16 protein-coding genes and 1 pseudogene are annotated in these 18,476 nt (G+C 52.4%); 3 read left to right on the forward strand and 14 right to left on the reverse strand.

Translation table 11 applies throughout. The features are described 5' to 3' along the window. Window positions 1-25 precede the first annotated feature (25 nt). Window positions 26-1,036: an NADPH dehydrogenase NamA gene (gene namA / locus ABC395_RS18900; RefSeq protein ID WP_413005454.1), complete on the forward strand. Its 1,011-nt coding sequence runs from the start codon at window positions 26-28 to the stop codon at window positions 1,034-1,036. A 419-nt stretch (window positions 1,037-1,455) separates the two neighbouring features. Here namA and ABC395_RS18905 read toward each other — a convergent pair whose 3' ends face one another. Together ABC395_RS18905 and ABC395_RS18910 are read right to left on the reverse strand one after the other, a co-directional pair. Beyond that, on the reverse strand, window positions 1,456-3,078 hold the full coding sequence (locus ABC395_RS18905) for a phosphodiester glycosidase family protein (RefSeq protein WP_413005455.1): 1,623 nt from the start codon (window positions 3,076-3,078) through the stop codon (window positions 1,456-1,458). 139 nt (window positions 3,079-3,217) lie between these two features. Then, on the reverse strand, window positions 3,218-3,979 hold the full coding sequence (locus ABC395_RS18910; protein ID WP_413005457.1) for an NAD-dependent protein deacylase: 762 nt from the start codon (window positions 3,977-3,979) through the stop codon (window positions 3,218-3,220). A 236-nt stretch (window positions 3,980-4,215) separates the two neighbouring features. On the opposite strand from ABC395_RS18910, the gene ABC395_RS18915 reads away from it, so the two are divergent. Next, entirely contained in the window at window positions 4,216-5,541 is a 1,326-nt protein-coding gene (locus ABC395_RS18915; RefSeq protein WP_413005459.1) for an MFS transporter, read from the forward strand. Window positions 5,542-5,649: 108 nt separating this feature from the next. On the opposite strand, the gene ABC395_RS18920 is transcribed toward ABC395_RS18915, so the two are convergent. The 4 genes and pseudogenes from ABC395_RS18920 to ABC395_RS18935 all read right to left on the reverse strand — a co-directional run bounded on the left by ABC395_RS18920 (window position 5,650) and on the right by ABC395_RS18935 (window position 9,106). Beyond that, window positions 5,650-7,098: a nicotinate phosphoribosyltransferase gene (locus tag ABC395_RS18920; RefSeq protein WP_413005461.1), complete on the reverse strand. Its 1,449-nt coding sequence runs from the start codon at window positions 7,096-7,098 to the stop codon at window positions 5,650-5,652. Window positions 7,099-7,145: 47 nt separating this feature from the next. Next, window positions 7,146-7,698, reverse strand: a pseudogene (locus ABC395_RS18925) (cysteine hydrolase family protein). Window positions 7,699-7,877: 179 nt separating this feature from the next. Continuing rightward, window positions 7,878-8,303 (reverse strand): hypothetical protein, encoded by a 426-nt coding sequence (locus ABC395_RS18930; RefSeq protein WP_413005463.1) that lies wholly within the window; start codon window positions 8,301-8,303, stop codon window positions 7,878-7,880. 29 nt (window positions 8,304-8,332) lie between these two features. Further along, window positions 8,333-9,106, reverse strand: a complete 774-nt coding sequence (locus tag ABC395_RS18935) for a sporulation protein (protein WP_413005465.1) — start codon at window positions 9,104-9,106, stop codon at window positions 8,333-8,335. A 399-nt stretch (window positions 9,107-9,505) separates the two neighbouring features. On the opposite strand from ABC395_RS18935, the gene sda reads away from it, so the two are divergent. Next, window positions 9,506-9,643, forward strand: a complete 138-nt coding sequence (sda, locus tag ABC395_RS18940) for a sporulation histidine kinase inhibitor Sda (protein WP_009673311.1) — start codon at window positions 9,506-9,508, stop codon at window positions 9,641-9,643. A 21-nt stretch (window positions 9,644-9,664) separates the two neighbouring features. On the opposite strand, the gene ABC395_RS18945 is transcribed toward sda, so the two are convergent. The 8 genes from ABC395_RS18945 to ABC395_RS18980 form a co-directional block, all read right to left on the reverse strand. After that, window positions 9,665-9,943: a hypothetical protein gene (locus tag ABC395_RS18945; protein ID WP_413005467.1), complete on the reverse strand. Its 279-nt coding sequence runs from the start codon at window positions 9,941-9,943 to the stop codon at window positions 9,665-9,667. Between the two features lie 236 nt (window positions 9,944-10,179). Continuing rightward, on the reverse strand, window positions 10,180-11,817 hold the full coding sequence (gene nagZ / locus ABC395_RS18950) for a beta-N-acetylhexosaminidase (RefSeq protein ID WP_413005468.1): 1,638 nt from the start codon (window positions 11,815-11,817) through the stop codon (window positions 10,180-10,182). 23 nt (window positions 11,818-11,840) lie between these two features. Next, entirely contained in the window at window positions 11,841-12,155 is a 315-nt protein-coding gene (locus tag ABC395_RS18955) for a helix-turn-helix transcriptional regulator (protein ID WP_413005470.1), read from the reverse strand. After that, window positions 12,046-13,467, reverse strand: a complete 1,422-nt coding sequence (locus ABC395_RS18960; protein WP_413005472.1) for a response regulator — start codon at window positions 13,465-13,467, stop codon at window positions 12,046-12,048. The genes ABC395_RS18955 and ABC395_RS18960 overlap by 110 nt, the downstream gene beginning before the upstream one ends. Continuing rightward, window positions 13,437-15,215 (reverse strand): cache domain-containing sensor histidine kinase, encoded by a 1,779-nt coding sequence (locus ABC395_RS18965; protein WP_413005474.1) that lies wholly within the window; start codon window positions 15,213-15,215, stop codon window positions 13,437-13,439. The genes ABC395_RS18960 and ABC395_RS18965 overlap by 31 nt, the downstream gene beginning before the upstream one ends. A gap of 20 nt (window positions 15,216-15,235) precedes the next feature. Further along, on the reverse strand, window positions 15,236-16,078 hold the full coding sequence (locus tag ABC395_RS18970) for a carbohydrate ABC transporter permease (protein WP_009673303.1): 843 nt from the start codon (window positions 16,076-16,078) through the stop codon (window positions 15,236-15,238). A 1-nt stretch (window position 16,079) separates the two neighbouring features. Next, entirely contained in the window at window positions 16,080-16,967 is an 888-nt protein-coding gene (locus tag ABC395_RS18975) for a carbohydrate ABC transporter permease (protein ID WP_413005476.1), read from the reverse strand. Between the two features lie 100 nt (window positions 16,968-17,067). After that, window positions 17,068-18,399: an ABC transporter substrate-binding protein gene (locus tag ABC395_RS18980; protein WP_413005478.1), complete on the reverse strand. Its 1,332-nt coding sequence runs from the start codon at window positions 18,397-18,399 to the stop codon at window positions 17,068-17,070. Window positions 18,400-18,476: the final 77 nt, after the last annotated feature.

The raw sequence follows: 18,476 nt of genomic DNA on the forward strand, positions 1-18,476 counted from the left end.
ATTTGTCGGAAAGGCGGGATTTCTCATGAAATTGTTCGAACCGTTTACTATCGGGAACGTTACCCTTCCCAACCGGATCGTCATGTCGCCGATGTGCATGTATTCTTGCGAAAACCGGGACGGCAAAGTGACCGACTGGCACCGGACCCATTACTCTTCCAGAGCGGTCGGAGGCGTCGGTCTCCTCGTTCTCGAAGCTTCCGCCGTCACGGAGCAGGGCCGCATCTCCCCCCAGGATCTCGGCATCTGGAGCGACAGCCACGTCGAGGGACTGCGCGAGCTCGCAGGGCTTATCCACAGCCACGGATCGAAGGCGGGCATCCAGATCGCACATGCCGGGCGCAAAGCGGAGCTGGACGGGCCGATCGTCGCTCCGTCCGCCATCGCTTTTCCCGGCTCCAAGACGCCCGAAGAAATGACGACGGCGCAGATTTCAGAGACTGTCCGGGCGTTTGCCGACGCGGCCCGGAGAGCGAAAACGGCCGGGTTCGACGTGATTGAGATTCACGGCGCTCACGGCTACCTCATCAGCGAATTCCTTTCGCCCCTGTGCAATCACCGGACCGATGAATATGGCGGAAGCAGACAGAACCGCTACCGCTTCCTGCAGGAGATCATTAACGCCGTCAAGGAGCAGTGGGACGGCCCGCTCTTCGTCCGCGTCTCGGCGGAAGAGTATGATCCGAACGGGAATACCATTCAGGATTACGCGTTCTTTGCCTCCCTCATGAAGGAGCAGGGCGTTGATCTGATCGACTGCTCCTCCGGCGGCATCGTTCCCGCCAAGATCGACGTCTACCCGGGCTATCAGGTGACCCTGGCCGACCAGATCAAGAACACGGCCGTCATTCCGACAGGGGCCGTGGGTCTTATTACGGGCGGCAAGCAGGCCGAGGATATTCTCCAGCGCGGACAGGCCGATCTCATCTTTATCGGCCGTGAACTGCTGAGAGATCCGTACTGGCCCCGCACGGCGGCACGCGAGCTCGGAATCGAGCCTGCGTTTACCCCGAAGCAGTACGCGCGCGCCTGGTAAGGCCACATAAGCCGGCCCGGCAGGGGGACTCATACGAGTCCGTCTGCCGGGCCGGCTTTTTTGTGTGCGAGCGCGCTGCGCATCCCCCACGCTCACTACCGCTAACGCTGCGCTTACGCTACCTGCATGCCCACGAATGCTGCCACTGCACTGCGTTGCCCGTGCATCCCACGGTCGCCTCATGCTGCCCCCACGTCCACGGGCTCTATCGCCGCAATACACTATCCATTTGCCCACGGAGCATCCGTTGTGCTGCATCTGCGCTCTCCGCGCATCCCCACGGACGCCTCCCGCTCCCTCTACGCTGCCTTCGACTCCTTCCACCCGACCTGCCGCGGCAACCCGAATTCCGGCGAACCGCCCGGGTGAAGCCACAAACAAAAGCCCCCGCCTCCCGGCAGGGACCTCATCTTACAGCCTCAAGGCAGCACAATATCGGCCCGGTACAAGCTCTGATTCCACTTGACCTCCGCCCCGATCTTCTCGGCCGTAAAACGCAAAGGCACGTACAAGTAATTATCCAGCAGCTGCGGCGCCGCAGGCACCCAATGATCCGTCCCGTTGACTCGGATATAGTAGCTGCCGACGGTCATCACCATCTCCACGGTCCCCTTTTTCAGCGTCAGGGAATGCGCGGCGTTGTCCCACTTGTATTCGGTATTCATCGCGTTCAGCAGCGGACGCATGGGAACCATCGTGGTCTCCCCGCCGATAAAGCCCTTGAAGCCGGCCGAAAGCTGCCCGTTTACCGCCACCTGCACCTGCGGGGTCGAGTGTCTCTTCACCACAAGCGCGTTGCTCAGAGCCCGTCCCGGGGTCGTCAGCATGCTTCCGTTGGCGTACAGACCCGAGCTGGCCCCGCCGTCCATGTTCATCGCATCGGTCAAGCCCATCGCAAGCGCGATCTGTGCGAGATCGTTCATGGTGGCGCCGTTTACCGTTCCCATGACGAGCCTGCCCTGGGCATCCGCGCCTACAAAACTGCGCATGGCCGCACTCTTCGTAATTTTCGGATCGGAAAATCCGTCCCGCGCGGGGTCGATATCCACTCTGCCGCCGGTTACGAGCTTGGGGCCGACCCCCGTGGCGCTCTGCCAGAGATCCGCTCCCTGAACGCGCTGGCCGTTCTCCGTCACTTCCAGCTTCGCTTTGACGGTGTCGCCCACATTTAGGTGAGGAAGCAGATTGTTTCTGTTGTTGGAACTGTTGCCGATCAGACAAACGTACCCGTCATACGGCACATAAACGGCGCCGGTTGTAATGGCCGTAATTACGCCGTCCCGCACAACCACTTTCGTCGTCCCGCTTTTGCTGACGGCGGCTTTGTATTCGGGCGTAAACCAGACCACTTGATCGGGCTGGGAATCGCCGTAATCCTTATTCGTTCCCCACGGAGAAAACGTATAGTCCTTCCCGCCGTGAGTCGCCGTAATCGTATAGGACATCTTGAGTTTCCGGATATCCACCGTTTTGTCCGCATCGACAATCAGGGACTGATTCTCCCCGGAATGCAGCAATTCCCCGTCCTTCAGCATAAGGCCGTTCGGGTACCGGATGGAGGCGTCTTTTTCATAGGCGTTGAAAAAAGTCCCGTTCACCGCGGCGACCGCTCCCGTTCTTGCGATCATCGACGAGAAGCTCTCGTCATACCCGATGCCGCGTGAGGCCGTAACGGGCACAACCTCCAGGTAAGGGTCCGTCACATCGACGCGCACCCATTTCACGGCGAAGCTTTTCCCTCCGGCGCTGATTTGCCTGCTTCCGCTTGTAACCGCATCGTCGGCAAGAGCTTGGCGGACGGGACCCGCCGCAAGCAATACGCCTCCGATCAGCAGCGCAGCCGCTCCGGTCCGCAGAGCTCCTCCGGCTCCAGCATACACGGCTTTCAGCCAAAGCCCCTTCCGGCGGTCCCCCTCATTCATTACTTCCGCTCCGGCACTAGTTGTACGAAGCTCATTCCGTTTACCGGCGCTTTTCGTTAAACTTTTGCGCCCGCCTAACCGCGAAAAAGCGTATCCCCCTATATACAGACCGCGTCTCATGCTGCATGTCTCCTTTGACTTTGGATTCCGGCCCCGTCTGGTTGAACCGTCAACCAGCGTCCGCTCCTGCCGAATTAAATTCGCCGCCGGACCCGCCGGATTCCTCCCCGAATCAGCCCTTCTCCCCGCGAAAAAGCCTTCATAACCCTTTACCGGCAAAAGGAGCAAGCACTTTTCCGATCGGCTCCCGGATAATGCAGGAAGCGTACGAATCGTATGGAGTCGGGTCCAGGTTGATCAGGGCCAGACGGCCTCCCCGGAAGCGGCCTACCATGCCTGCGGCGGGCTGAACCGTCAGCGAAGTGCCGCCGACGATGAGCAAATCGGCCGCGGCGATTCGGTCGGCCGCTTCGCCCAGAACATCCGCATCCAGCCCTTCCTCATAGAGGACGACGTCAGGCTTGATGATGCCCCCGCACGCCGTGCAGCGGGGAACCGTCTCGATGCTTTCCATGACCGCATCCAGGCCGTAGCTCTCGCCGCAGGCGAGGCATTTGTTCCGGAGCACGGAGCCGTGCAGTTCCAGAACGTGCCTGCTTCCGGCAAGCTGATGGAGCCCGTCGATATTTTGCGTAATGACGGCGGTAAGCTTGCCGCTGCGCTCCAGTTCCGCAAGCGCCAGATGGGCCGGGTTCGGCCTGGCCGCGGGGTGAAGCATCTCTCCCCTGTAGAAGGCGTAGAACTTCTCCGGCTCGCGGATAAAAAAGCTGCGGCTCAGCATAACTTCCGGCGGATAATCGTACTCCGCCCCGCTGTTGTACAAGCCGCTTGAGGAACGGAAATCCGGGATGCCGCTTTCCGTAGAAGTACCCGCGCCGCCGAAAAATACGATGCGCTCGCTGTCCTCTATCAGACGACGGAGATGTTCCGCAGGATTTTCAATCGATGGCAGATCGCCCATTGTGAGCCCTCCCTGAACTGGAATAAAATACCCCCGGCCGTTTGCAATCCCCGGGAATTGTGAAAGCTTTCTCCTTATTGTACCTTATTTCAGACACCTTCCAGAAAGCGATTGCAAATATTAGGTAAAAGGAAAGGAATTCCGGTAAAGCCGGGCGAATAAGTGTGTACATGAAATAAATTCGATTAAAGTAAAGGCTTAACATTTTTTAACCCGTAAAAAAAGGAAGGTGCCTCATGCCTCAAACAAACCCGGTCACACCGGCGCCACTCCCCGCGAAAGGACGCAAGCTTTTTCTGTCAAGGCCCGTTCTATCCTGGGGATTAAACGATGTGGCAAACACGATTTTCTCCTCCAATATCGTCACGTTGTTCTTCCCGTTCTACTTGACTCAGGTGATCGGCGGGGATGCACGGATGGATCAGGTGGCCAGCACGTTTATTACGTACACCAACGCCCTCTCGGGACTGCTCATCGTTCTGCTCAGCCCGCTTTATGGCGTGTGGATGGACCGTACCGGCCACAAGAAAGGACTTATGGTCCCGTTCACGCTGCTCGCGATCGGTTTTACGCTGCTCATGGCATTATCGGCCAACTGGCAGGGCAGCGCCTCGTTTATGGGGCTTCCCCTTGCCGTGGCGGGCGTTCTGTTCTTTTTCGTCATCGCCAAGTTTTTTTTCAGTTCGTCGGTCGTGTTCTATGACGCGATGATTTCCGATCTCGGAAATTCCAGGGAAATCCCTCTCATTTCGGGGTTCGGCGTCGCGCTCGGTTATATCGGAACCCTGATCGGGCTTTCCGTATATCCGCTGGCCAGCGGACAGCAGTACGAGCAGACCTTTCTGCCCAGTGCGCTGCTTTACCTGCTGTTTGCGCTGCCGCTTATGCTCTTCTACAAAGAAGCGGCCCCGGCTCCCCGTTCCGGCAGGCAGTCCGGATTTTTAAGCGGCTACAAGGAAATCGCGGCCACCTTCAAAGAAATGAAGAAATACCGGCCTATTTTCCTGTTCATGGTGGCCTACTTTTTCTTCAACGACGCGCTGCAGACCGCCATCTCCGTGATGGCCGTGTACGCCAAAACCGTAGTCGGCTTTACGACCGCCAGGTTTCTCATCCTGTATCTCGTGGCGACCGTATCGAGCATCTTCGGTTCCTTCGTCTTCGGCTACCTGACGCGTAAATACGGGGCCAAGCGCGCGGTCGTCTATGTCGCCCTGCTCCTGATCGTCGCCATCGGCCTGGGAACGACAGCCGTCAACGAGCCGATGTTCTGGGCGGCCGGGGTCATCTACGGGATTTCCATGGGCTCCATGTGGGTAACCTCGCGAACCTTGATCGTCGAGCTGTCGCCTCCGGACAAACGCGGCCAGTTTTTCGGCCTTTTCGCCTTCTCCGGCAAAGTGTCCTCGATTGTGGGACCGGTCCTGTACGGGACGATTACCTTCCTCCTCCAGGATCAGGGGACGTTGGCCAGCCGGATCGCACTCGGTTCCCTTCTCGTTATGGTCGTCATCGGCCTTGTCGTGCACAAGCGCATTCCGGAGAGGCACGAAACAGTCTGACCGGACGGCAGGCCCGCTTCACTCTTTTTCAATCCTGCCCTTATGCAAAAAGCAGCCCCGTACCCGGCGGACAAAACACTCGTCCCCCGGTACGGGGCTTTTGACAAATCAGCTGAAATTGAAGTTTTCAATCATTTTCATTTTCATTTCCCACGTCATGGTGCTGAGATCGACGGCATATTTCTCGGGATTCAGCTTGCGGAGATATTCCGGCCAGAACTGATTGAGCTGTTTCCGGTGATGAGCTCTCATCTCTTCCAGAGAAGGCACCTCGTATACCTGCCTGCCGTCTTCGAACACAGGTTTCAGCAGCTGAACCGCCTGATAATCGTCCACATATTTATAAATATACGGATGAACGGGATCGAAAAGCTTGATCTTTCTGCCTTCCTGGACGTCCGTCTCGTCATGCAGCACGATATAGTCGGCGATTGCTTTGCCCGTATCGGAGCCGATAATCCGGTAAACATCTTTCCAGCCGGGTGTCGAAACTTTCTCGGGATTGCCGGAAATTTTGATCTTCGGCACCATAACGCCGTTTTCCTCGATCGCCACAAGCTTGTACACCCCGCCGAGTGAAGGCTGGTCGGCCGCGGTGATCAATTGAGTGCCCACTCCCCACGTGTCGATCCGGGCTCCCTGCGCCTTCAGGTTCAGAATCGTGTTCTCGTCGAGGTCGTTCGACGCCACGATTTTCACATACTCCAGCCCCGCTTCGTCGAGCATTTTGCGGGCCTGGATGGACAGGTAAGCCAGGTCACCGCTGTCAAGACGGATCGCCTGCATCCGTTTTCCCTGCTCTTCCATCTTCTTCGCGGTGCGGATCGCATGCGGCACGCCGCTTTTCAGCGTGTGATACGTGTCCACAAGCAGCGTTACCTGATTCGGCAGCGCCTCGGCGAATTTATCGAACGCTTCCTGCTCCGAAGCGTGGCCCTGCACCCAGGAATGGGCATGGGTACCCTTGGAAGGAATGCCGAACATCATGCCCGCCAGCACGTTCGAAGTGGCATCGAAGCCGGCGATATACGAGGCCCGCGCTCCCCATACCGCGGCGTCCGCCTCTTGGGCCCGACGTGTGCCGAATTCCAGGAAAGTGTCTTCCGGAGACACATTTTTGATGCGGGAAGCTTTGGTCGCGATCAGCGTCTGGTAATTGATAAAATTAAGCAGCGCGGTTTCGATCAGCTGGGTTTCAAAAATCGTGCCTTCTACCCGCACGAGCGGCTCGTTCGCGAAAACGAGCGTTCCTTCCTCCATCGAGTAGATCGAACCCCCGAAACGGAACGCTTTTAATTCTTCCAGAAATCCTTCGTCGTAATTCTCTTCCTGCTCGCTCAAATAACGCAGAGCCGGCTCGTCGAATTTCAGGTTATGCACGTAATCGATGAGGCGCTGCAGGCCCGCAAAAACCGCGTACCCGTTCCCGAACGGAAGCTTCCGGAAGAACGCTTCGAACACCGCTTTCTGGCGGTGGGTACCGTTTTTCCAGTGGGCGTACATCATGTTGATCTGATATTTATCCGTATGTAAGGTTAAATTCGGTATGCTGCTCATGAATTTCTCTCACCTGTTCCTTGACGATGTAATGGTTAATCCTGCTGTTAGACCGGTTCGCTGCCTCTCACGACTTGAGCGCCCAGCGAAGTACGGAAATGATTCAGGGCAAACGTGTGCCCGTCCGGGTTAAAGCTTGCCACGGCATCCTCGTGGATAATCAGCTCGAATGCCTTGTTGTAGGCATCCACGGCCGTATGCAGAACGCAGATGTCCGTGCAGACGCCGGCCAGATGAACTTCACCGATCCCCCGCGCACGCAGTCTGCAGCTCCAGATCCGTGCCGCAGAACGCGCTGTACCGCGTTTTGTCCAGCCATAAGATCTGGCCTTCCTTTTCCCGGTACAAGGCATTTAAACGGCCGTACAGCTCGCGTCCGCTCGTGCCCTCAATATTGTGAGGCGGAAACAGCTTCGTTTCCGGATGAAAAGGCTCGTTCAAACGATGAAAATCAACCGCCATAACGACAAATCCGCCCTGTTCCAGAAATTCCTCCGTAAGCGCCGTAATTCTTTCCTCAATGGCAATGGCGGGATCTCCGACCGGAAGCTTGCCTTCGACAAAATCGTACGTATAGTCAATCACGATCAAAGCTTTCATAACCCGATAACCCCTCCCCCGAATCTTAGGCTTAAAAGTTTGTAACGATCATATCACTCCAACCCTTTAAAATCAAACGTTCCGCGCCCCTTCCGGACGACAAAAAAGACCGCTGCGCCTCATGCGCGGCAGTCCTGATTCTATTATCCTTCGCTGCCTTGCTATTTGGCCGTATGATCTTACGCAGCCGCGGATTTCTTTTCCAGATAATTTTCCGTCCAAGCGAGCAAAAGACCGAGAGCGGCAAACACAAGGACTCCGGCTGCCGGACCCAAGCCTTGTTGTCCTTCCTGGAATCCTCCGTATTGCCGGGCTAAAAGCAAGTAGCCGCCCAGCCCTCCCGCAGCCGCATAGGCCAGCGCTTTGACCGGCCGTGTGGAGCCCATGTATCCAAGCAGTTTGCCGAGCGGAAAGAACGAAATAAAATAAAACGGAAATGCCGTGAGAATTCCGAGCAGAAGGAAAAAGCCCCCCAGCAGACTCCCTTCCGGCGATGTTGCCCGGGTGCCTGCCAGCACATCCGCGGCCCACAGGCCGGCTCCCGCATACAACGGGAAAATAAGGCTCAGAAATAGTGTCATCTTCGCTTTGTTTCCGGCAGGCATGGGTTCTCCTCCTTCGTAAAAGGTTAAGTTTACAAATGATCCTGGATCAGCTCGGCCAGCACGCCGGCCATGTAGGAAGAACCTCTGCCGAGATCGGCCGGATGAATACGGAGCCGGAGGAGCGTTTCGTCCGCGTCCACCGCCTCGGCGAGAAAGCCCGCCAAACCTCTTGCTTTGCGGTCGATCTGCAGCAGCAGCTCCAGCCCTTCCGCTGCCGGCAGGAAACTGATCTCCAGCTCATCCAGTTCGCCGCGGAAACGGCCCGCCGGGACAAATTCGAATTCCTGCAGCAGGCCGACCCGGCCGCCGAATCTCGGCGACTGCTTCACTTCCGCCTCCCGGAGCCGGAAGCCGAGCTGGTCCGCGGCATCGAACACCACTTGCATGTCCGGGGAAGGAACGACCTCGATCCGGTCGGAATCGCTCGGGTCGACTGCGCTGGCGATATCCAGCCCCGTCGAGAACCAGACCGGAGTATGCCCGAGCGTAAGCGGCGTATGCTCGGCCAGCCTGAACCGGAACGGAACCTCCATCTCTTCGTTGGGTCCGAGCGTAAACGGGTCCGAAACGAGATATTTCGCAATTTCTCTCGTTTCCTTTACGTGCCCGTTATTGACTTCGCGTTTGTATTCGGTGACCAGAGAAATATAGATCTCCTCAATATGCTGCTCAACTTGGCCTCCGCGGATATGAACGACACCTTCAACCTCTTCGCCCGGGTAATAGGCATTCTTGCTGAGGCGTGTGTCCACTTGAGCGGAACCGAAACCGATACTGGCCAGCATCCGTTGAAAAAAAGTCATTCTTCATCCTCCTGCACCTGCTAAAAAATAGAAATCTTTGAGGAAATTATACACGATTTAAACAATCGTGTCTCCGGAACAATTCCACGCGAACGCAAAAAAAGGCTCCTTGCGAAAGGAGCCGGAACCTACGGAAATGCCGATTTTACTTGCTTTCTGACTGAAATCTCGGACCTTCTACCCTGTTTCGGGACACCCCTTCTTTTAACAGTAGGACGAAAGCCTCTATCAGATGGAAAGGAACAGGTCATTTTTATTGTTTTTTGGAAGAATAATGTGCATGAAAGTGTAATGATAAACGCGCAATTGCGTAATCAATTTGCGCTGACGAAACGATTTGAATCTTTTATTATAGGATTGTACCCACGTTTACCATTTTATTCATAAAGGATGAATGTCATGTTAAAAAAATCAGCTGTAGAGCTGCTTAGTGATTATCAGCTGCTTGACTGTTTCGTACAAGCCCTACAAATGAAGTTGGGTGCCGAATTTCTTCAACAACTTGCCTCCGAGATTAGACGCCGCAATTTATATTAATCGGCGGCTTGCCGGCCTCGTTTATTTAATACCGGGCCGATACGCCGCAGAGTCTATCGTTTGACTGAGTAAGGCTCCCTGTCTGTGCCAATTGTCGGAAGCGGAGCGAAGCAGCGCGATGGTACTGCTTATGTCCTTCATGTAGTGAATATCGTGAATATCCGCAGCCAGCTGATACAAGGTATTGAGGCTTCCGGTTGCCTGTTCTTTACCGATTGTTCCATTCCGGATGTTCGATAATGTCCTTTCTTTTTCATTGGTAATGAATTTACGTATTCCGGCCAACCTGTTCGATCCCATACCTCTCCTCCTTAATAACCAAAAATGACGAGCGCCGGGTCTTCGGCTAAGTGAAGACCATTATCACTATATGCGCCAAGATTCACATTTCATACGTTTATAGAGAAGCTGCTATACAGGAGGAAATTACCTTGGCCCAACTGGAAATCCGAAAAAAAATACATTTTAAAGATGAAGCTAAAAAAGCCCTGTAAGCAAACGGAAGTTCGCTTACGGGGCTTTTCGATTATAAGCGGCTAGCTCCGCGAAGAAGCTGACCAGCCATAAGGGTATTCAGGCGCTACCGTAACAGGCAGTTTGCCGCCCGCCTCGAACTGCCCGGTCAATACCCCGGCAACCGCGTTCATGGCATGAGGACGGTTTTCGTAGCTCGCCAGGAATGTTTTTACTTCCGGGAACTCTTTATAGTCAAACGGATTGCGGCCGGCCACGACGACGAGCTTGCTGTCTCTGGCAGCCAGTTCTTTTACGATGCGTACCTGGTTGGGCGAAAAGCTTGCATTATACGTGACCACGATGACCTGGTCGTATCCTTGACTGGCCTTGAGAACACGCGCCACTTCCTCTTCGGAAGGATTCGTGTGGATTCTTTCTTCCGTTACCTCATGAACGGTTTCCGCTAGGAAGGCTCCGAGTGTTTCCTTCTGTTCCACCACTTCGTCGATTTGGGTCCACTCCCGGACTTCGGTCCAGATGACGAACGTTCTCTTGTCTTTCGCAAGCGGAAGCTGACCCTCGTCTTTAACAAGCGTTACGCTCTTCTTGTAGGTTTCGCGCACAAGCTCGATATGCTCAGGGGATCCCACGGAAGAGATATCGCCGGCCGCAGCGCCCACCGTAATATTCAGCCCTTGTTTCAAGGCGAGAATGCGGTCCACCGACTCGTTGATCCGTTCTTCGCTGATGCGGCCGGATTCCACCGCTTCCACGAGACGTTCAATCGTTTGAACCTGGGTATCGTAAGTATGGCTGACCAGCAGCAAATCGGTGCCCGCTTCTACTGCCATTACCGCTCCTTCAGCCGTTCCGTAATGATCGGCGATCGCTTTCATCTCCAGACAATCTGTCACGATGACGCCATTGTAACCGAGCTCACCGCGCAGTAAATCGGTCAGAACACGCTTGGACAAAGTGGAAGGAAGTCCATCGGGCTCCAGCGCCGGGAAAATAACGTGCGCCGACATCAGCACGTCGGCTCCTTCCTGAATCGCTTTCACGAACGGAGCGAATTCCAGCTCCCGCAGCCGTTCCAGGCTGTGGGGAATCGTCGGCAGAGCATGATGGGAGTCCGAGTGAGTGTCTCCGTGTCCCGGGAAATGCTTGATGGTCGGAGCCACGCCGGCCGCCTGATAGCCCTTCACGGCCGCTGCCCCCAGCTCGCCGACGATTTCCGCGGTTTCGCCGAAAGAACGGACACCGATAACCGGATTCATCGGGTTGTTGTTGATGTCGAGGCATGGCGCGAAGTTCAGGTTGATCCCCATCGCACGAAGCTCCACCCCGCTGATCCGCGCTGTTTCATAGGCCGCCTGGGCGTCTCTCGTCGCCCCGATTGCCATGCTGCCCGGCATGCAGGCGATGCCCTCGTGGATACGGGCCACCATTCCGCCTTCCTGGTCGATGCTGATCAGAAGGGGGCCTCCCGCCGAATCCTTGGCCAACACTTGCAGCTCGTGATTGAGCTCGCTCACCTGCTTCGGATTGTCCAGATTGCGGCGGAACAGGATAACGCCGCCGATTTCGTGCTTCTGAATCAGGTCGATAATTTTCTTGTTAGGCTTCATCGCCGAATCAAATTCATTCGATGTGGAAAAGCCGCACATCATCATTTGTCCGATTTTTTGCCGGAGGTTCATTTCTGACCGTTGTTTCATTCTACTCATCCCCTATCGGTAATTTAAGCGTTTGTAATCTGTTCGCGGTATTCGGAAGGCGTCATGCCGGTAAATTTATAGAACACCCGGGTAAAATACCGGCGTTCCGCATATCCCACCTGCTTGCCGATCTGGGTAATGCTCTTATCGCTCATGCGAAGAAGAGACTTGGCCAGTTCGATCCGCTGGCGGGTCAAATTTTCCAGGAAGGTCTCCCCGAAATGCTGCTTAAACAGCAGACTGAAGTAGCTGCAGCTGATCCCGAGATGATCGGCAATTTCCTCCACGCCGAAATCGTTGGACAAATTCTTGGCAATGTATTCTTTGGCATTCACCATAAGCAGCTCTGCTCGGCTTCCGGTTCATCCCCGCATTCATGCAGTCTTGAATAAGCTGATGGATCGTCGCAAGCAGATCCTTGACACCTACGCTGCGCTCCAGATTGGACCAGAGGCCTCTTTCTTCCTCATCGGACATGATGTTAATCTCCCGCATCTCCCGGATGAGGTGAAGGATCAGAAAATGCAAAATTTGTTCCACACGCACATAGGATTGCTCGGAAATAACCCGCAGGCTCTGATTGAGTTTTTCAAAGGTTTGTTCCATTTGCGCTTTATCCCGCCGTTTCAGGCTGGATACGATTTCTTCCACCAGTTCCCACATGGAGTTGTTCCATTCGTTCCGGCTGGGATGCACTTCCTCCAGAAGCAGAATCTGCTCGATGTTGGGAGACAACTGAAGCGCGCGCTGAAGTTTCTTGTAAGCGTCTGCAAGCTGGAGAACGGACATGTGCTCGGGATAAATCCCCAGGCTGACCGTCAGTTTAACGTGCTGCTTCACCGCCAGCTGGAGCGCTTCGCTCCATCCTTTCGCCGTGCCCAGATTGAAGGGCGTCTCCCTTTGATGGCGGATAAGCACGCACCATTCCCCTTCGCGGGTCTGTAAAACCGAGTACAGGAGCTCATACGGCTCCAGCGCATCCTGCAGCACATTCCGCACCGCGAAATTTTTGAGCTTGCGTTCTTTCTCGTTCCATGAACGCGAAAGCTGGGAATAATTGTCCAGGTCGATGAGCAGAAGGGTAAACTCGGTCTCTTCCAGACTGTTTTCATCCTCGAAAAAATGCCGGGTCGTCACGTTCGTATAATCCAGCAGAATATCGAACAAAAACTTCTCGTACGCCAAGTGCCTGACCCGGCTCCATCTTTTCTGCTCGTCAAGCTCCGCCTTGCGCTTCTCCCGGATATCAAAGGCGACACGTTCCACAACCGCTTCCAGCTCTTCGTAATTGATGGGCTTGAGGATATAATCCTTGGCCCCGTATTTTAATGCCGACCGCGCATATTCAAATTCCTGAAACCCCGTCAGCAGAATAACCTGGATATCCCTTTCCAGCTTGTTAACCTGCTCCAGCAGCGCGATGCCGTCCATCAATGGCATGCGGATATCGCTTAAGATAAGATCCGGCTGGTGCTCCTGGACCATTTCCAGAGCTTTGACTCCGTTCGATGCGAGCGCAACGACTTCAATGTCGTGCTTCTCCCACGGTATGACGGTTTGCAGATTGCGCAAAATATTGATCTCATCATCCACCAATAAAGCTTTTAAATTCATCATCATCACCTTGCTGTCGTTTTGGGAATTATACATTTGATCCGTGTACCTTTGTTCGGCTCGCTGCAAATATAGAGCCCGTAGCTGTTTCCGTAATGAATGCGCAGACGGTCGGCCACATTAAGTACACCTAATCCTACCCTTGGCTCATTCGTATCGAGGTTAGAATTCTTTTTCCGGTATTGGAACCTGGCAAGAACGTCTTCAGGGATGCCGATGCCGTTATCTTCAACCCACAAAACGATGTGATCCCCGCCGTCTTCGACACGAATGGTAATAATCCCCTGGTACGTAATTCCTTCGAATCCGTGCTGAATACTGTTTTCAACAAGCGGCTGCAGCGTCAGTTTAAGAATGGAGTGATTCTCCAGCTCTCGGGGGAGTTCAATCTCAAAATCGAAAAGTTCTTCAAACCGGTATTTCTGAATTTCCATGTAATTTTTCAAATAGTCGATTTCCAGGCCCAGAGCGATTTCTTCTTTGTGATGGAACGAAATTCTTAATATCGTGCCCAGCCTGTAAACGAGCTGGCTCACTTTTTTGCCTTGATTTTGCACGGCCAGCGCATTGATCGACTCCAGCGTATTAAACAGGAAATGCGGCTTAATTTGTGCCTGCAGCAGAGAAAGCTCCGCTTTGTTTTTGTGCTCCTGCTCCTGCTTGACCTCTTCCACGAGGTCATGAATACGGGACACAAGGCTGTTGAAGCCTCTGGCAAGAACGGTCATTTCATCATTCCCCTGTACTTTGACCCGCACGTCCAAATCTCCCCGTTCCACTTGTTTCATGGAGCTGACGATCCGGATAATCGCCCGGATATACCGGTTGACAAACAGCAGGTTGAAGAGGAGGGCGGAAATAAGGAACAGGAACATGATTGTTCCGACCCATTTCAGAATAACGGACATTTCGCCGGAGATATAATCCCACGGGGTCACGGAGACGAGCGCCCATTTGGGGGTTCCGTATTTTTCCAGCCCTATATCATATACCGTCACGAGACTCTCTATACCGTCAAATTTGACTCTGGAAGTGGCGTAACTTTCCGTCAAATCCACTTTTTGAGATAAAAATTTATTTAAATTGGAGCCATTTGTAAGCTTACGGTTGTCGTACAAAATAACCCCTTGCTGATTTACTAACAGAAAGTGGCTGTTCTTTTGATTATAAAAGTTGAAAATTTTATCCATTTCTTTGAAGTCAAACTGAAGGAACATAGTTCCGATTCTACCCGAACCGGGTGTTTCATAATAATTGACTGTGCGAACCTGGCTGAACAAATTGTTATCTCCGGTCAACTCCGGATTTTCATAAGGCCCGATCCATCGGGGAAATCCGTTCAAATTCTTAACTTCCTCATAAATCGGATGATCTCTTAACGTTTTAAAAGGAATCGGCGTATATGGAATAACACCGCTTGAATAGTTTTCCCCATATAAATTATATACGGAAAAAGTCCCAAGCGGCTCATAGGTAAGAAATATTTTTCTTAAGCTATTCGTTACGTTATTCAGTTGTTCATCGGACGGCGGGTTCTCGTTCAATTCAACGAGCTGGGACTGTAAATTGTCCCCCAGCATCCAATAATCCGAATAATAGTTGGCTTCTTTAAAAAGGCTTGCAATGTTACGGCCGATCGACTTAATGGTCAGCTCGGACTGCTCCATGTATTTCTCTTGGGTGATATCCTGGAAAATCATATAGGTAAAAATCGAAATAGATAATAAGGGAATAATGATGAATCCCATGAAAGCCAGAAATACTTTTTTTCGTAAATTCATCATTACTCCCATGTCCTTTCAACTTAACCCTTGACGCTTCCGGCAGCCAAGCCTTCGATAATCTTTTCTTGTAGTATAGCATAGATCACAACAACCGGCACGATACTAAACATAGTAGCCGCCAGTAGAGCTCCGTAGTTCATCGCCATACCGTTATTCATCGCCGCCATCGCTACAGGCAGCGTTCTCAGCGCCTCTTTGGACAGCATCACGTTAGCGAGAACGTACTCGTTCCAGTGACCCAGGAAGTTGATGATAAACACGGTCACGATGGCAGGCGTCATGAGCGGCAGAACGATTTTCCAGAACAATCCGTAAATCGTAAGTCCGTCCATAACTCCCGCTTCTTCAAGCTCTCTCGGAAGAGATTTGATGAAAGCCATGATAATGATAATGGAGAGTGACAAACCGAATGCGATGTAAGGCAGGATCAACGCAAGGTGTGTATCGTAAAGCGGAATGTGCAGGACGTTTGTAACGTTCAAAATGAAACGGTACAGCGGTATAAGCAGGGAACCCGCCGGTATCATGATAGCCAGAAGAAATACCCCGGTAACGAATTTGTTCATTTTCGGGAAGTACATCCGCGTCAGCGCGTAAGCCGTCATGCTTGCGAGCACAATCGTCACGACACTGGCCAGTACGGAAATATATAAGCTGTTGACAAAATACCGGCCGATGTTGGCGCTGGTCCATGCGTTCACATAGTTATCCAGCGTGAAGTTTTTGATTAAAGCGAAGGGATTCGCGACGATATCAACATGCCTTTTGAACGAGTTTTGAAAACCCCAGAACAAAGGATACAAGGTTACAAAAACGTATAGTAAAAGAAAGGCATGGAGAAATCCATTTTTCAATTTGGACATATCAGTTCTCCACATCCTCTAATTTTTTTGTAAGCAGGTTGCTGAACAGCGTAATAATTAAGGTGAAGACGAAGATCAGGATCGCGATTGTATTCGCGTAACCGTAATTTCCTGTCGTCATACCCACTTTATACATGTAAGAGGCCATAACTTCCGTGCTTCCGTACGGCCCGCCTTTGGTCATAACCATGACGATATCCATCGCTTTCATCGCACCCGTGATAGACAGCAGGACGATAACGGCGAGGATCGGACGGATCAAAGGAACCGTAATGAGAAGCGCTCGTTGAAACCCGGTGGCTCCATCGATTTCGGCAGCCTCGTAGACTTCTTTGGAAATTCCGAAGATTGCAGCCAGGACGAGAACGATATAAAATCCGGTCCACTGCCAGGCATTCGTCAGAAGAATGGAAAGCATAGCTGTGCTTTCGTCAGCCAGCCACAGATGGATAAATTTATCCAACCCGATCGTTTCGAGCAGCTTGTTCAGCAAACCTACTGTCGGGTCAAATACGACAACAGTCCAAAGTACCCCTACGACGGCAGTCGACAAAATACTCGGCAAGAAAACGGTCGTTTTATAAAAACCGCGTAATTTTCTGACTTCCGAGATCAAAACCGAAAAAATGACGATAACCGGAACTTGAATAAAGACGGAAAACAAAATAAAGTAAAGGTTATTTTTGACTGAGATCCAGAAAAACTCATCATTAAAAGCTTCTTTAAAATTATCCAATCCGTTGAAAACAGGTGCAGTCAGACCATCCCAGCTAGTAAACCCGTATCTGAATGTTGTAAGAAGCGGGAACATATAAAATGTCAAGTAGAAAAACAGGGTTGGAATAATGAACACCAGGTATGCTAGAGGATTTCGATAAACCTTGTTCATAGCAGCCTCCATCCTTCACACTATGCGAATAAGAACGGGTACCACGTGGTGTGATACCCGTTATTTTTTTATCTGCTTATTTTAGATTACGTTACTAATCTTACTTTGCAGTCTTTTTGTTTTCTGTTTCTTGGGACTTTTGAACATCAGCCAGCAGGTCCTGAACGGATTTCTTACCGCCTACGAAAGCTTGGATTCCGGATTCAAGATCAAGCTTAACTTTAGGCTGGATCAGGGAGTCGAAAGCCGGGAATGTTTTCTTGCCTTCGGATGCTTTCAGCATTTCGGCAATGATCGGCTTGTCGCCAGTGGAGCTAAGCTTCATGGAAGGGAAGAATCCTTCTTCTTTCAGCTGACGAAGTTGATATTTTTCGGTGAAGAAGACTTTGATGAATTCTTTTACCGCTTTTTTCTCGTTTTCGTTCAGCTTAGCGGAGAAACCGAAGCCGTTGGAGTACGAACCGTTGATCAGATCGTTACCTTTGCCGCCTTCTACAGTCGGGAAGTTGAAGAAGCCGAGGTCAGCAGCCATTTTGGATTGATCCGGGTTGGAGTACTTCTGGTTCGCCCAGCCTCCGTCGAAGATCATAGCGGTTTCGCCGTTAGCGAAACGGTCTTGCGTTTGAGCATATTTCAGAGCAAGAGCATCTTTGTTGAAGTAGCCTTTGTCAATCAGGTCTTTAAACATGGTGTGACCTTTGACGTAAGCTTCGTCCGTCCATTTGCTTTGACCGGACTGGAGGCCGTCTACGACGGATTGGCCGCCTACGCGTACGTACAGGGTGTTAGGAAGCATGTTCAGTACCCAAGCTTCGTTGCCGCCAAGTGCCATCGGAGTGATGCCTTTGGCTTTAAACGTTTCGCAAGCTTTCAGGAACTCTTCGTACGTTTTCGGAACTTCTACACCGTTATCTTTGAAGATCTTCTTGTTGTAGAACATGCCTTCCAGGTAACCGGCGATCGGAAGACCGTAAACTTTGCCGTCATACGTGAACTCGGAAAGGTCAACGAATTTGTCTTTCAGGCCAAGTTCGTCAAGGATCGGCGTCAGGTCAAGCAGGTTGTTTGTTTTCGCATAGTTCTTTGTATCGGTACCACCGAAAAGTTCGAAAATTTTAGGAGGGTTACCGGCGGCCATCTCGGCTTTCAGCTTTGTATCGCGGTTAACAATTTCGTCCACGCCTTCGGATTCGAATTTCAGGCCGGGAATGTTAGCTTCAACTTCTTTAAGAGCATCCTCGAACATAGCCTTTCTTTTCTTGGCTGTGTCTTTGATTTGCGTATGACGGAAAGAAACGGTAAATTCTTTCGGTGCTGCGCTTCCACTAGGAGATGTTGTGCTGCTAGCGCCACCTTCATCTTTGCCGCAAGCGGAAAGAACGGTTGTCAGTCCCACGGCTACGGCCATGATTGTCGCCAGTTTCTTTTTCATTTGTAGACCTCCCCAAAACGTTTGAATTTGTGTCTTACAAGTTTGATTATAGGGACGTTGCGCTTCTTACGGCAGGT

The sequence above is a fragment of the Paenibacillus canaveralius genome, from assembly GCF_047238265.1.
In the GTDB taxonomy this organism is placed as follows: Bacteria; Bacillota; Bacilli; order Paenibacillales; family NBRC-103111; genus Paenibacillus_F.

Excerpts from the sequence above, each read along its gene's own strand:
- namA (WP_413005454.1), top strand. The coding sequence starts at position 26 with ATGAAATTGTTCGAACCGTTTACTATCGGGAACGTTACCCTTCCCAAC.
- ABC395_RS18945 (WP_413005467.1), bottom strand. The coding sequence starts at position 9,943 with ATGGGATCGAACAGGTTGGCCGGAATACGTAAATTCATTACCAATGAA.
- ABC395_RS18915 (WP_413005459.1), top strand. The coding sequence starts at position 4,216 with ATGCCTCAAACAAACCCGGTCACACCGGCGCCACTCCCCGCGAAAGGA.
- ABC395_RS18975 (WP_413005476.1), bottom strand. The coding sequence starts at position 16,967 with ATGAACAAGGTTTATCGAAATCCTCTAGCATACCTGGTGTTCATTATT.
- nagZ (WP_413005468.1), bottom strand. The coding sequence starts at position 11,817 with ATGAAACAACGGTCAGAAATGAACCTCCGGCAAAAAATCGGACAAATG.
- sda (WP_009673311.1), top strand. The coding sequence starts at position 9,506 with ATGTTAAAAAAATCAGCTGTAGAGCTGCTTAGTGATTATCAGCTGCTT.
- ABC395_RS18960 (WP_413005472.1), bottom strand. The coding sequence starts at position 13,467 with ATGTATAATTCCCAAAACGACAGCAAGGTGATGATGATGAATTTAAAA.
- ABC395_RS18905 (WP_413005455.1), bottom strand. The coding sequence starts at position 3,078 with ATGAGACGCGGTCTGTATATAGGGGGATACGCTTTTTCGCGGTTAGGC.
- ABC395_RS18970 (WP_009673303.1), bottom strand. The coding sequence starts at position 16,078 with ATGTCCAAATTGAAAAATGGATTTCTCCATGCCTTTCTTTTACTATAC.
- ABC395_RS18965 (WP_413005474.1), bottom strand. The coding sequence starts at position 15,215 with ATGATGAATTTACGAAAAAAAGTATTTCTGGCTTTCATGGGATTCATC.
- ABC395_RS18930 (WP_413005463.1), bottom strand. The coding sequence starts at position 8,303 with ATGCCTGCCGGAAACAAAGCGAAGATGACACTATTTCTGAGCCTTATT.
- ABC395_RS18935 (WP_413005465.1), bottom strand. The coding sequence starts at position 9,106 with ATGACTTTTTTTCAACGGATGCTGGCCAGTATCGGTTTCGGTTCCGCT.
- ABC395_RS18910 (WP_413005457.1), bottom strand. The coding sequence starts at position 3,979 with ATGGGCGATCTGCCATCGATTGAAAATCCTGCGGAACATCTCCGTCGT.
- ABC395_RS18955 (WP_413005470.1), bottom strand. The coding sequence starts at position 12,155 with ATGGTGAATGCCAAAGAATACATTGCCAAGAATTTGTCCAACGATTTC.
- ABC395_RS18980 (WP_413005478.1), bottom strand. The coding sequence starts at position 18,399 with ATGAAAAAGAAACTGGCGACAATCATGGCCGTAGCCGTGGGACTGACA.
- ABC395_RS18920 (WP_413005461.1), bottom strand. The coding sequence starts at position 7,098 with ATGAGCAGCATACCGAATTTAACCTTACATACGGATAAATATCAGATC.